Genomic DNA, 13,060 nt, shown 5'->3' on the forward strand with positions numbered 1-13,060 from the left:
CCATGGCACAGCAAAATCTGATCGATCCGACCAGCCGTTATCCCAAGCCTCCCTTCAAGCGGCAATCGCAGCCATGGCCGGGCCTCGCGAGCCAGATGGATCCGCCGCCGGATCATGGCGAGACCAGCTACAAGGGTTCGGGGCGGCTGACCGGCCGCAAGGCACTGATCACCGGCGGCGATTCCGGCATGGGCCGCGCCGCGGCCATCGCGTTCGCACGCGAGGGCGCCGACGTCGCCATCAACTACTTCCCGACCGAGGAGCCGGATGCCCAGCAGGTGATGGCGCTGATCAAGCAGGAAGGCCGCGTCGGGCTCGCGATCCCAGGCGACCTGCGCGACGAGGCCTTCTGCAGGAAGCTCGTGCAGCAGGCGGTCGATGGGCTCGGCGGCCTCGACATCGTGGTCTCCAACGCGGCCCGCCAGCAGGCACGCGAATCCATCCTCGACATCTCGTCGGAGGATTTCGACGCCACCATCAAGACCAACATCTATGCGCCATTCTGGATCATCAAGGCGGCGCTGCCGCATCTGAAGCCCGGTGCCTGCATCATCGGCACCGCATCGGAGCAGGCCTATGATCCCTCGCCCGATCTCTACGACTATGCGCAGACCAAGGCCGCGACCATGAACTACGTGAAGTCGCTGGCCAAGCAGCTCGGGCCGAAAGGCATCCGCGTCAACGCCGTCGCGCCCGGGCCGATCTGGACCCCGCTGCAGGTCTCGGGCGGCGCCACGATGGAGAAGCTGGAAAAGTTTGGCGGCCAGACCCCGCTCGGGCGTCCCGGCCAGCCGGCCGAGCTCGGCTCGATCTACGTCCAGCTCGCAGCGGCGGACGCCAGCTACGCCAACGGTCAGGTCTATGGCGCGGCCGGCGGCTCGGGCCAGCCATAGCAATCATCGTCGGCACGCCCTTCAGGCAGCATTGGAACCGGGTAATAGGAACCAATGCACGCCGTTGAACTTGGTGAGGCGCATCGTTTCGCGTGCGGTGCACACAGATCCAGTTATCGGAGGGAGGCGAGCATGGGTCTCGAGGCGGCGTTTTTCATCGGCGCATTCATTCTGCTCGTGGCCCTCATCTATGGGACCATTAGCTATCGCTACCGCAGCCGTGCCGCCAACAGGCTCGGCGACGAGATCACGCGAGAGAGATATCGTAACGACCAGGCCTGACCCGGTCGGATCGGACCTGACCATTGCGCCAGTCGCCGATCCGCTCAGCGCATGCCGAGCGCGTTCTCGAGCTGCCGCTTCGTCATCTTCGAACGGCCCTCGACGCCGCGCTGCCGGGCGCGCGCGTAGAGTTCCTGCTTGGTATGACCGTCGGCCTTGCGCGCCCGTGCAGTTGCCGCGTGCCGGCCGTGTGCGGTCGTCTTCCGCGCATTGCGTCCGCCCATGGCGCGGGTGCTTTCGCGCTCGCCCGAGGCACCGACATGGGACTTGCCCTCCCGCTCCTGCTGCGCGGTGCGGCCCTTGGCCTCCTTGCCTTCGGTGCGCCGCAAATTTCGTCGGTTGCGCCGGCCGCTCTCATATTTCGAAGCGCCCGCTTCCTCGAGCGCGATGGCGATCGCCTGGCGCCGGTTCTTGACCTTGCCGGCCTTGCCGCCGCGGCCGCTCTTCAGCTCGCCGTGCTTAAACTCGTGCATCACCCGCCCGGTGATCCGGCGCTGCCGTGGAGATTCTTTTGCCATGCTCGTCCTCCTTGGCGTGAAAACCGCTGGCGAGGAACGACGTTCCGTCGCGCATGCGCCTTTCGCGACCGACATGGCTTGGCGCAGCGCCTCAACTCCTCCTGTGTGACGTAATGCAGGTAATCGGGATTGAACATCGCGGCCCTCTTGAGCGCATCAAGGTTGTTGATCGTCCGCGTCTGGTCCCGCAGCACGATCAGGCCTGAGGAGCGCAGCTCCTGGAGGGTGCGATTGACGTGCACGACGGACAGGCCGGTCGCGTCGGCCAGATCAAGCTGGGTGACCGGGAAGGCGCAGCTGTGGCCATCCCAGAGGCCCACTGGCCGCAGGCGCTCGACGATCTCGCACAGCAGATGCGCGACCCGCTCGAGGGCATCCCGGCGCCCGAGATTCATCGTCCATTCGCGCTGGATCGCCGCGTTCGAGAGCGTCTCGCACCAGAACCCTTCCGCAAGAGACCGATCGCTCGCGATGAAGACCTCGAAGCGCTCGCGGTCGACCTCGGCAAGGGTGACCGGTGTCAGGCTCACGATCGAATGATCCATCGCCGCAGCAGATAAACAAAGGCATTGCAGGTATCGCAAGGCAGCGCGAAATTGACGATCTGGCGCCGGCCGTCCTCCAGCGTCTTGTAGCGCGCCAACCAACCGGAGAGAACGATACGGATGCAATCGGCCGGATCGCCTTCGCGTACCAACTCCTGTCCCGGCGCAGAGCTGACGATCCGGCCGCGAACGGCGTATTCGAGACCGTCAGGTGAGATTTTTCGAAAAGCACTCAGACGGCGGACGAGGACGAGATGCGCGGCGTACTCCTCCACCGCGCACACTGGCGATCTTGGACCATACGCCATTTGTTGCGGAGCGAAACAAGGATCGATGGCGTCGCGATTGGACAACACCGGTTCCCTTGACGATCAATGGCCAGGGAGCCCGGTCCTGCTACACCGGCCGTCCAATAAGGGCCGCGTGTACGGGATTGCTCGCGGGGCGCGAGGCAAGACTTGGTCAACCGCCCTGCCACTCCCTGGCGTGCGACGGCAACTCGAAGACGAAATGGCTGTCATTGCCGCAGCCGCCGCATCGATAGAGATGCCGCTCATATGCGTCTTCCCGGTGCAACCGTCGCGGCTCGACGAACGCCAGCCGCATCCCGAGCTCGCACCGCGGGCAGGTCAGGTAGTCGAATTCTGAAGTGCTGTCCGTCATCGAGCCACGCATGTTTTCGGTCGCGCAAGGCGAACTCGGGTTACGTAAATCTTCCATCAGAGCTTGTCACCGCGCCTAACGCGAGCAAGCGATCAAAGCATCGGACCGTTCACAGCCGGACCGAATGACAAATCGCCACTGTCCTCTTTATCGCTTGAGGATCTCATCGAGCTGGGCAACCGCTTCAGCCTCACATGCGCGCCTCAACAGCCGCGCCTGATCAACGCCGGGCGGCAGCAGCTTTGCGGCATCGCGCGCTTCGCGCGCCGCCTGCAACAGGCGCTCAGCCAAAGACATGCTCTGCTTGAGGCGGCGACGCCGCTTCTTTGGAATATCCAATGTCATGAAAGATGCGCGCAAATGCGTTGCGGATGCAGCGATCGTACGATCTGACCCGTGCCGTGCATCAACATAGGTGAATCAAGGCGGGCATTTTCCGCGTGGTCCCGCAACGACATCCGCCGACGATCGACCGGATTGGAACGTCTACGTGCCCACCCAATTGAGGCACAACAAGTCATTGTGGATACTACCCTACGGAGAATAGATATGCTGAAGACATTGACAGCGGTGGTGCTGGCCGCATCGCTCGCGGCCGCATCGGTTGGTACCGCGTTCGCTCAAGGCGGCGGTGGTGCGGGCAGTGGAGCCGGAGCAGGAGCCGGCGGTAGCGGATCCGGTGGAACGGGAGCTGGCGCCGGCGGCGCTGGAAGCGGCGGCGGAAGCAGCGGTATGGGCGGATCGGCAGGCGCCGGTTCGTCTGCTGGAGCCGGGGCCGGATCGAGCAGCGCCGGTGGACTCCAAAATGATCACCCGCGCGGCATGCACAAACAGACCAGGCATCGCTAATCACCAGCGATATCGCGTCTCGTCCGTGTACCTACCGGGCGAGGCGCCACCCAGACTGCGAGCATCTTTGACGTCAAGGCGACAAAAAATGCCACGCTCCTTGGTCCTGCAAGCCGGGATGGAAGCGGCCGATGGGCCAAGGAGCGTGAGTTGAGGGAGGTTCATGGTCTATTAGCTGGGCAGGCCTTGTTCGGGATGGGCGACGGCACCTTCCCTGATCACGTCTATTCCAATCACTGCTGGTCTGGTGCTGATGGCCGCGGGCCTTGCCGTGCTCGCGGGCCAGCGATGGCTGCGGCGCGACCGCCGCGCGCCGCACCCACCTCACGCCGCCTGCCGCTGCTCGTGCTGCAGATAGGCCAATGTGACTTTCTCGACATTCGCGTCGATCCATTGGGCCATCCGCTCCTCTTCCTTCAAGGACGTCTCGAGCGGTGCGCGCGCCTCGCTCATGCCGGCGGCACCGCACAGCGCAAGCAGAGATTTGTAGGCGGCGATCTCGAAATTCTCGAATGCGTTGTTGGCGAAGGTGTTCTTCAGGATCTCGTCGCCGGCCATGGCATGCCCGATCGCCATCAGGTTGGCGACGGCGGACTGCGTTGTATCCTTCAGGCTGGAACTGCTCTCGCCGCAGGCATCGAGGCACTGCTCGAGCCGCCGCAGCTGCTCGTTGGTCTCCTGCAGATGCATCTGCACTTTTGCCTTCACGTCCGGATAGTCGTCCAACCGCTCGGATTGCCGCTCCATCAGCTCGCGCGCCTGTATTTCCATGGCGTGCGCATTGCGAAGCCCGGTGATGAAGACGTCTCGTGCGGTGTTGCTCATGTTGCTTGTCCCGTATCGCCAACCGGCGTTTGTCATCGATGTCCGCCCAACCCGTCGTCGGTTGGATCGTTCCTATCAATACAGAGCTGCCGGCGGCAGAAGATGCATAGGAACGCCGTCATGTTCGGCCGGTTCAACTGGGACTCCGATATTCGCCCACAGAGGAGCAGCGCATGAACGAAACGACGAAGAGCCCCTTCGACAAGGAGCCTGCGGAAGGCTCGCGCGAAACCGTCGACAAGCAGCTCGCCCAGCAGGAGCAGAAGCAAAAGTCGAGTGGCTCACCCGTAGCCGGTCGCGACCGCGACCAGAGCAAGCACTCCGAAAAGTAGATCCGCGACATCTCCGCGATATTCAGTGCGGCGCTCCGATGTTTGCGACATTCAGCTTGACAATATGCGACGAGCTGCAGGCCGAGATGACGAGCCGGCAGATACGTTTCACACCGATCGACTGAAATGACTCAGCGGCGCCGATCGAATTGACCGGCGCTACCGCCTTGATGCCGACGACCTCGCCGCTCAGTGCGGTTTCGCGGTCCCCGGCTCTGCCATGCCGCGATGCTGCTTAGCCAGCATCTCCGCCGGCGTCACGTTGGCGACCGACGATTGGATCTTGTTCTTCATACCGGTCACCACGTCGCTCTCACCGGACATCATCGCATCAAAGCCCTGTCTGGCGACGTCGGCGGCATCGTCCTTTGCCTCGGTGCCAACCTTGGTGTCCATCATGTCGGCCCGCTTGAAGAACTCTGTTTCGGTCGCGCCCGGCATCAGGCAACTCACGGTGATCTTGGTGTCCTTCAACTCCTCGCGGAGCGCGAAGGAGAAGGAGTTGAGGAAGGCCTTGGTCGCGTTGTAGATGGCCTGGAAGCTTCCGGGCACGAAGCCGGCGATCGAACCGGTGATGAGAATACGACCCGCATTGCGCCTGCGCATGTCATTGCCGATCTTGTGGATCAGTTCGACCGTGCCGGTGACATTGGTGTCGATGACGCGCTTCACCTCCGAGAGGTCCTGGTCGAGGAAAGCGTGTCCGAGCCCGCGGCCGGCATTGGCGAGCAGCGCGTCGACCTGACGGCCCCGGATCGCCGCATACAGCTTGTCGACACCTTCGCTGGTTGCGAGATCGGCCTGTACGGTTTCGACATTGGCACCGTTCGCACGTAACGAGGCTGCTGCGCGCTCGATCTCCGGCTCGTCCGCCGCGATCAGCAGATCGAAGCCGTCTTTCGCGCAGCACCGCGCGAGTTCCAAACCGATGCCGGTCGAAGCGCCGGTGACGACTGCGAATTGGCCATTGGATGCCATGGTAATTCTCCTTGGAGATGCTCGCTTCTGCAATGGCAGCGCGGTGCATTCGTTCCTAACCCGGCGGCGAACTAGGAACTCCTTCATTCCTTGTCACTTGTGTTCCAAACATTTGTTGAGGGCTGATATGAAAGCGCTGACCTGGCATGGCAAAGCCGACATTCGTTGCGAGACGGTGCCTGATCCGACGATTCAGGACGGCCGCGACGCCATCATCAAGGTCACGGCCTGCGCGATCTGCGGCTCCGACCTGCACATCTATGGCGGCCTGATCCCCAGCATGGAGAGCGGCGACGTCGTCGGCCACGAGACGATGGGCGAGGTCGTCGAGGTCGGTCGCGACAACACCAAGCTGAAGGTCGGCGATCGCGTCGTGGTGCCTTTTACGATCTCCTGCGGCGAATGCTTCTTCTGCAAGCGCGGCTTCTATTCGGGTTGCGAGCGCAGCAATCCCAACAAGCCGCAGGCCGAGAAGCTTTGGGGCCATTCGCCGGCCGGGCTGTTCGGCTATTCGCATTTGCTCGGCGGCTTCGCCGGTGGGCAGGCTGAATATCTGCGGGTGCCCTTTGCCGATGTCGGCCCGATCAAGGTGCCGGAGGGCCTGACTGACGAGCAGGTATTGTTCCTGTCGGACATCTTTCCGACCGGCTTCATGGCCGCCGACTTCTGCAACCTGAAGGGCGGCGAGACAGTGGCAATCTGGGGCTGCGGTCCGGTCGGACAGTTTGCGATCAAGAGCGCCTTCATGCTTGGCGCCGAGCGCGTGATCGCGATCGACACCGTACCGGAGCGAATGGCGATGGCGCGCGCGTCGGGCGCCGTCGTTCTCGACTTCAAGTCTGAAGACATCTACGAGCGGATTCAGGAGCTGACCGGCGGCCGCGGCGCCGATGCCTGCATCGATGCTGTCGGCACCGAGGTCGATACGGGGTCCGGCGTCGATGCGGTGGTCGACCGGGTCAAGGTCGCGACCTTCCTCGGCACCGATCGGCCGCATGTGCTGCGCCAGGCGATCCATTGCTGCCGCAACTTCGGCACCGTTTCGATCGTCGGCGTCTATGGCGGCTTCGTCGACAAGATCCCGATGGGCTCGGCGATCAATCGCGGCCTCACCTTCCGGATGGCGCAGACTCCCGTGCAGCATTATCTGCCGCAGCTGATGAAGCGCATTCAGGACGGCGAGATCGATCCGTCTTTCGTGATCACCCACCAAGCGCCGCTCGAGCAGGGTCCTGAGCTCTACAAGACCTTCCGCAACAAGGAGGATGGCTGCATCAAGGTAGTGCTGAGACCGTAGAGCGGCGATGGCGCGCATCCTGATCGGTACATCGGGCTGGCATTACGACTCCTGGCGCGGCGCGTTCTTCCCGAAGGGCCTGCTGCTCCGGCATCAGCTGCCCTACTACGCGAGCCAGTTTCGGACCGCCGAGCTGAACGGCGTATTCTATCGCACGCCCACGGAGGCCGCGGTGCGCGGCTGGCGCGAGCAAACCGGGCCGGACTTCGTGTTCGCCTGGAAGGCCTCGAAGTTCATCACCCACTGGAAGCGGCTGACCGAGAATTCGATCAACAGTCTCGAACTGATGGAGAGCCGCCTGTCATTGCTGGGCGACAAGGCAGGACCGATCCTGTTCCAGCTGCCACCGCAATTCCAGGCCAATCCGGACCGGCTCGCCGCCTTCCTCAAGCTGCTGTCGAAGCAGCGGCGCTACAGCTTCGAATTCCGCCACGCGAGCTGGTACGCTCCGCGCATCCTGCGCATGCTGGCTGACGAAAACATCTCGTTGTGCCTGTCCGACCATCACGACGCACCAGCGCCCTGGCGACGCACGGCCGACTTCGTCTATGTGCGCGGGCACGGACCCGGCGGCCGCTACAAGGACAATTATCCTGCGACGACCTTGTCTGCCTGGGCCAAGCACGTCCGGTCCTGGAGTCGGCAGGGCTGCGACGTCTTCGTCTATTTCGATAACGACCAGAAGAGCGCGGCGCCTGCGGACGCCCTCAAGCTACGCCAGATATTAAAGATCGAGCGATGATTCCTCCGCCTAGATTGCAGGCGATTTTATAAAGTGCCGCTAATTTCAGCACATGGAACATGAACTGGGGTCAGCGATTAGGTCCGCGAAAGACTTTCCGGGGCGGCTTGTTCTCGCCTCGCTTCGTGGGGCTTTGCTGCGTGAATGATTCTCCAGGCCGACCTGCGATTGCCGATTTTCTCTCCGGCGGCGGTGAACTCGGTGAACTGCTCCGGGGCTATGATTGGAGCAAGACCCCGCTGGGCGCGCCAAGCACGTGGCCGCAGAGCCTGCGAATGGCCATCCGGATCATGTTGACCTCGCGACAGCCGATCTGGATCGGCTGGGGCAAGGAGCTCACCTATTTCTACAACGATCCCTACAAATCGATCATCGGCGGCAAGCATCCCTGGGCGCTCGGGAGGCCGACCATCGAGGTCTGGCGCGAGATCTGGGACGACATCGGGCCGATGCTTGCGACCGCCCTGGGCGGCGAACAGGGCACTTACGTCGAAGCCCAGCTCCTGATCATGGAGCGCAACGGCTATCCGGAGGAGACCTACTACACCTTCTCCTACAGCCCGATTCCCGACGATGACGGCGCCGTCGGCGGCATCTTCTGCGCCAACAGCGACGACACCGCCCGCGTCATCAGCGAGCGCCAGATCGGGCTGTTGCAGGAACTCGCCGCCAAAACCGCGAACACCCGCAGCTGGCAAGAAGCTTGCGAGCAAAGCGCCAGGGCGCTCGCCACCAACCTGCGCGACCTGCCATTCGCGCTGCTCTATGTCACGGACCCCACAGGAGCGGCTTTGTCGCTGGTGGGTACATCGAGCATTGCGCCGGGCCATATCGCGGCTCCTGTCATGATCGATCCTGCGGCTGACCCGCGCTGGCCTATCGCAGAGGCGCTGCGCACCCATGAAGCCCTGTTGGTGGAGAACCTGGCCGAGCTGTTTGACGCGCCGCTGCCCAAAGGGGTCTGGCAGCGATCGCCGTCGCGAGCGGTTGTCCTGCCGTTCTCCGGCACCGGCGAGGCCACGCGCTCCGGCGTCCTGATCGCCGGCCTCAATCCCTACCGGTTGTTCGACGACAACTATCGCGGCTTCCTCGCTCTGACTGCTGGCCAGATCGCCGCCGCGCTGGCCAATGCCGAGGCCTACGAAGCCGAGCGGCGGCGCGTGGAGGCGCTGGCCGAGCTCGATCGCGCCAAGACGACGTTCTTCTCCAATGTCAGCCACGAATTCCGCACCCCGCTGACCTTGATGCTCGGACCGATCGAGGCGTTGCTGGCCGATGCTGCGGATGCCGACAGCCGCAACAAGCTGGAGCTCGTGCATCGCAACGGCATGCGGATGCTGCGGCTGGTCAATAGTCTGCTGGATTTCTCCCGGATCGAGGCCGGGCGCCTGCAGGCGAGCTTCGAGCCGACCGAGCTCGACAAGCTGACGGCCGAGATCGCCGCGGCGTTCCAAAACATCGTCGAGGGTGCCGGCCTCTCGTTCACGATCGAATGCGACGAGCTGCCCGAAGCGGTGTTCGTCGATCGCGAGTCCTGGGAGAAGATCGTCTTCAACCTGCTGTCGAACGCGTTCAAGTTCACCCATCAAGGCGGGATCACGGTCAAGGTTCGAGCCTCGACGGACAATCGTTACGCGGTCCTGCATGTCAGCGACACCGGCATCGGCATCGCCACCAAGGATCGGGCGCGCGTGTTCGAGCGGTTTCACCGCATTGAGGGCGCACGGGGCCGCAGCTTCGAAGGCACCGGGATCGGCCTTGCGCTGGTGCAGGAGCTCGTCAAGGTTCACGGCGGCGCCGTCGAGGTCGACAGCATCGTCAGCCAGGGCACGACTTTCATCGTCCGGATTCCGTTCGGGACGAGTCATTTGCCCGCCGATCAGTTGCGCACCCGCGCGACGCCCGTGCCGGTCGGCGCACACAGCTTCCTGGAAGAGGCGGTGCGATGGTTGCCCAGCAACGGCAAAGCGCAGCCGCTGCTCGACTCGGTGCTGGAGCTGCCGCGGAGTGAGGCCGCAACCAACGGCCGCCGTATCCTGCTGGCGGACGACAACGCCGACATGCGCGACTATGTACGCCAGCTGCTCGAAGCCCAAGGCTATCTGGTCGAAGCGGTCGCCGACGGCGAAACCGCCCTGACGAGGGCTCGCGCGACCCGCCCGGACCTCATCCTGACCGACGTGATGATGCCGCGGCTGAACGGCATCGAGCTTCTGAGAATGATCCGCAATGACGCAGCATTGGCGAGCACGCCCGTGGTGATGCTCTCGGCGCGGGCCGGCGAGGATGCACGGGTCGAGGCGCTCGATGCGATTGCCGATGACTATCTGGCAAAACCATTCGCTGCACGCGAGCTGCTGGCTCGCATCCATTCCAACATCGAGGTCGCGGCGTTGCGGCGGCGCGCCGAGGTCGAACTGCAGGCGATCAATGCCGATCTCGAGCGGCGCGTCGAGGCCGAGGTCGCGGAGCGGCTGCACGTCGAGGAAGCGCTGCGGCAGGCCCAGAAGATGGAATCGATCGGTCAGCTGACCGGCGGCGTCGCGCACGATTTCAACAACCTTCTGACCATCATCATTGGCGGCCTCGATACCATCCGGCGGGCAAAGCCGGAGGATCAGGCGCGCATCAAGCGCGGCGCGGACATGGCCTTCCACGGCGCGCAGCGCGCCGCGAGCCTCACCAGCCGTCTTCTGGCGTTCTCCCGCCGGCAGCCGCTGTCGCCCAAGCCGCTCGACCTCAACCTGCTGATGCGCGGTCTCAGCGAGCTGCTGCACCGGACCTTGGGCGAGACCATCGAGCTTGAGGTCGTCGGCTCGCCGCGGCTGTGGACCGCCGAGGTCGACCAGAACCAGCTGGAGAGCGCGATCCTCAATCTCGCCGTCAACGCCCGTGACGCGATGCCGGGGGGCGGCCGGCTGACGATCGAGACCTCCAACACGATGCTGGACGAATCCTATGTCGCCCGCGATGCCGAAGTGCAGCTGGGGCAATATGTGATGTTGGCGGTCAGCGACAATGGCCAGGGCATGTCGAGCGAGACATTGGCGCACGCATTCGAGCCGTTCTACACCACCAAGGAGGTCGGCAAGGGCACCGGCCTCGGGCTCAGCATGGTCTATGGTTTCGTCAAGCAGTCGCGCGGCCACGTGACGCTGTACAGCGAGGTCGGGCACGGCACCTCGGTCAAGCTTTACTTTCCCCGCTACCATGGCGAGCCGAGAGCGCTGTCCAGTGAGCAGGTGGCTGAGCCGCTGGCGGCCAGCCGGGACGAGGTCGTCCTCGTCGTCGAGGACAATGACGAGGTCCGGGCCTACAGCGTCGATATCCTGAAGGAGCTTGGCTACAGGGTTTTCGAGGCTGGTAACGCCGACGCCGCGCTGCGGCTGCTCGAGACCGCGGAGCGCATCGACCTGCTGTTCACCGACGTGATCCTGCCCGGCGACAATGGTCGGTTACTGGCTGACAAAGCCCTTCAGTTGCGCCCCGATCTGCTTGTGCTGTTCACCACGGGCTACTCCCGCAACGCCATCGTGCATCACGGCCGGCTCGATGCGCATCTGCATCTGATCAGCAAGCCGTTTACCTTCAACCAGCTCGCAACCAAGCTGCGCGAGCTATTGGACTGAGATCGGATAGCGACATGCCTTCAAAGAGCGCCGGCATCGTCGCCTTCCGTACGGTCCGAGGAGAAATCGAGATCCTGCTGGTTCATCCCGGCGGCCCGTTCTGGCGCAACAAGGACGCCGGGGCCTGGTCGATCCCGAAGGGCGAATACCGCCCGGGCGAAGATACCGAAGCGGTGGCGCGCCGCGAGTTTCGCGAGGAGCTCGGCATCGACGTGATTGGGACGTTGCTTCCGCTCGGCGATATCAAGCAGAAGGGCGGCAAGGTCGTCACGGCGTTTGCCGTCGAAATCGATATTGATAGCGGGACCATTGCCAGCAACAGCTTCGAAATCGAGTGGCCGCCGCGCAGCGGCCGCAAACAGACTTTTCCTGAGGTCGACCGCGCCGAATGGTTCGACCTCGCGACCGCACGGAGCAAGATCAACGCGGCGCAATGCGCGTTCCTGGACCGGCTCGCGGCGCTCGGCGACGCCGCCAAGCGCTAGGGCCCACGACTAAACTACCTTCGCCTCGCCTCCAGACCGATCGAGCGCAACCCGCACCGGAATCGACTTGGCGGCCGGCGTCTTGCTCTTCTCCTCATGATGCCAGAGCGGGATCAACGGATTGCACTCCGGATAGTAGCCGGCGATGCAGCCCTCCGGCAGGTCGTAGCGCACCACCCGCAGACCGCCGACCTTGCGGATAACGCCATCGTCGACGGCGGTCGACAACACGATCACGTCGCCTTCCTTCAGACCGAACCGCTCGATATCGTTGTCATGCATCAGCACCACGTGACGGGAGCCGAAGATGCCGCGGAAGCGGTCGTCATAGCTATAGACGGTGGTGTTGAACTGGCCGTTGCTGCGCAACGTCATCAGTTGCACGATGTCGCGCGCCTCGGGAGGCGTGTCGATGTCGGTGGCGAGCGATTTCGGCGCGATGAAATTGGCCTTGCCGGTCTCGGTGTTCCACTTGCGGTGACGCGCGGCAAGCGGCCGGTGGAAGCCGCCCGGCTGCCACATCCGCTTGTTGAAGTCGTGGAAGATGTCCGGATAGGTCGCCGCGATAGCATCGCGCACCTTGCTGTAATCGGAGACCCACTCGTCCCATGGAATCGTGGACTTCGACGGCACCGTCGCCTTGGCGATCTCGGCGACGATCTTCGGTTCGGACAGCAGGTGCTCGCTGGCGGGCGGCACCTGGCCGCGCGATCCGTGCATGCAGCCGGTGGAATCCTCCATGGCCACGGCCTGCGGGCCGCTCGCCTGCTGATCGATTTCGATGCGCCCTAGGCACGGCAGGATGTAGGAGACCTCGCCATGGATCAGCGCGCTGCGATTGAGCTTGGTCAGGATATTGACGGTGAGCCGCAGCTTGCGCCAGGCCGGCTGCACCACGTTGTGGTCGGGCACGGCGCGCACCAGATTGCCGCCGAGCTGAAACATCGCGCGTACCGAGCCCTTGATGATGCCTTCGCAGGCCTCGACGGTGTTGACGCCTTTCTTCTGCGGCACGTCGATGC

Annotated in this window: 13 protein-coding genes and 1 pseudogene; 7 read left to right on the top strand and 7 right to left on the bottom strand. The window is 63.7% G+C overall.

The window, feature by feature from the left end:
• The first annotated feature begins 2 nt into the window (after nt 1-2).
• Nucleotides 3-893, top strand: coding sequence for an SDR family oxidoreductase (locus tag WA702_RS21130; RefSeq protein ID WP_425112491.1), 891 nt, complete (start codon nt 3-5; stop codon nt 891-893).
• A 132-nt stretch (nt 894-1,025) separates the two neighbouring features.
• Nucleotides 1,026-1,175: a hypothetical protein gene (locus tag WA702_RS21135; RefSeq protein ID WP_425112492.1), complete on the top strand. Its 150-nt coding sequence runs from the start codon at nt 1,026-1,028 to the stop codon at nt 1,173-1,175.
• Nucleotides 1,176-1,219: 44 nt separating this feature from the next.
• Here the strand turns inward: WA702_RS21135 and WA702_RS21140 are convergent, their stop codons facing one another.
• The 5 genes and pseudogenes from WA702_RS21140 to WA702_RS21160 all read right to left on the bottom strand — a co-directional run bounded on the left by WA702_RS21140 (nt 1,220) and on the right by WA702_RS21160 (nt 4,575).
• Nucleotides 1,220-1,693, bottom strand: a complete 474-nt coding sequence (locus WA702_RS21140; RefSeq protein ID WP_425112493.1) for a DUF6496 domain-containing protein — start codon at nt 1,691-1,693, stop codon at nt 1,220-1,222.
• 110 nt (nt 1,694-1,803) lie between these two features.
• Nucleotides 1,804-2,546, bottom strand: a pseudogene (locus WA702_RS21145) (Crp/Fnr family transcriptional regulator); the annotation flags it as partial.
• Between the two features lie 154 nt (nt 2,547-2,700).
• Complete coding sequence (locus WA702_RS21150) at nt 2,701-2,901, bottom strand: hypothetical protein (RefSeq protein ID WP_425112494.1); 201 nt, start codon at nt 2,899-2,901, stop codon at nt 2,701-2,703.
• Nucleotides 2,902-3,048: 147 nt separating this feature from the next.
• Nucleotides 3,049-3,246 (bottom strand): hypothetical protein, encoded by a 198-nt coding sequence (locus WA702_RS21155; RefSeq protein WP_425112495.1) that lies wholly within the window; start codon nt 3,244-3,246, stop codon nt 3,049-3,051.
• 828 nt (nt 3,247-4,074) lie between these two features.
• Nucleotides 4,075-4,575 carry a ferritin-like domain-containing protein gene (locus tag WA702_RS21160; protein ID WP_425112496.1) on the bottom strand — a complete coding sequence of 167 codons (501 nt, stop codon included), beginning with the start codon at nt 4,573-4,575 and terminating at the stop codon, nt 4,075-4,077.
• A 173-nt stretch (nt 4,576-4,748) separates the two neighbouring features.
• Here WA702_RS21160 and WA702_RS21165 point away from each other — a divergent pair, with 173 nt between their 5' ends.
• Entirely contained in the window at nt 4,749-4,907 is a 159-nt protein-coding gene (locus WA702_RS21165) for a hypothetical protein (RefSeq protein WP_425112497.1), read from the top strand.
• A 189-nt stretch (nt 4,908-5,096) separates the two neighbouring features.
• On the opposite strand, the gene WA702_RS21170 is transcribed toward WA702_RS21165, so the two are convergent.
• Complete coding sequence (locus WA702_RS21170) at nt 5,097-5,885, bottom strand: SDR family NAD(P)-dependent oxidoreductase (protein ID WP_425112498.1); 789 nt, start codon at nt 5,883-5,885, stop codon at nt 5,097-5,099.
• A gap of 127 nt (nt 5,886-6,012) precedes the next feature.
• Between WA702_RS21170 and WA702_RS21175 the strand changes: the two genes are divergently transcribed.
• The 4 genes from WA702_RS21175 (at nt 6,013) to WA702_RS21190 (ending at nt 12,038) form a co-directional block, all read left to right on the top strand.
• On the top strand, nt 6,013-7,182 hold the full coding sequence (locus tag WA702_RS21175) for a zinc-dependent alcohol dehydrogenase (RefSeq protein WP_425112499.1): 1,170 nt from the start codon (nt 6,013-6,015) through the stop codon (nt 7,180-7,182).
• A 7-nt stretch (nt 7,183-7,189) separates the two neighbouring features.
• Nucleotides 7,190-7,924: a DUF72 domain-containing protein gene (locus tag WA702_RS21180; RefSeq protein ID WP_425112501.1), complete on the top strand. Its 735-nt coding sequence runs from the start codon at nt 7,190-7,192 to the stop codon at nt 7,922-7,924.
• 275 nt (nt 7,925-8,199) lie between these two features.
• Complete coding sequence (locus WA702_RS21185; RefSeq protein WP_425112502.1) at nt 8,200-11,553, top strand: ATP-binding protein; 3,354 nt, start codon at nt 8,200-8,202, stop codon at nt 11,551-11,553.
• Nucleotides 11,554-11,567: 14 nt separating this feature from the next.
• Nucleotides 11,568-12,038, top strand: coding sequence for an NUDIX domain-containing protein (locus WA702_RS21190; protein ID WP_425112503.1), 471 nt, complete (start codon nt 11,568-11,570; stop codon nt 12,036-12,038).
• A gap of 9 nt (nt 12,039-12,047) precedes the next feature.
• On the opposite strand, the gene WA702_RS21195 is transcribed toward WA702_RS21190, so the two are convergent.
• Nucleotides 12,048-13,060 (bottom strand): molybdopterin dinucleotide binding domain-containing protein (locus WA702_RS21195; RefSeq protein WP_425112504.1); only part of this gene is annotated, 1,013 nt, incomplete at its 5' end.

This window comes from Bradyrhizobium sp. (assembly GCF_049798375.1).
Taxonomy (GTDB): Bacteria; Pseudomonadota; Alphaproteobacteria; order Rhizobiales; family Xanthobacteraceae; genus Bradyrhizobium.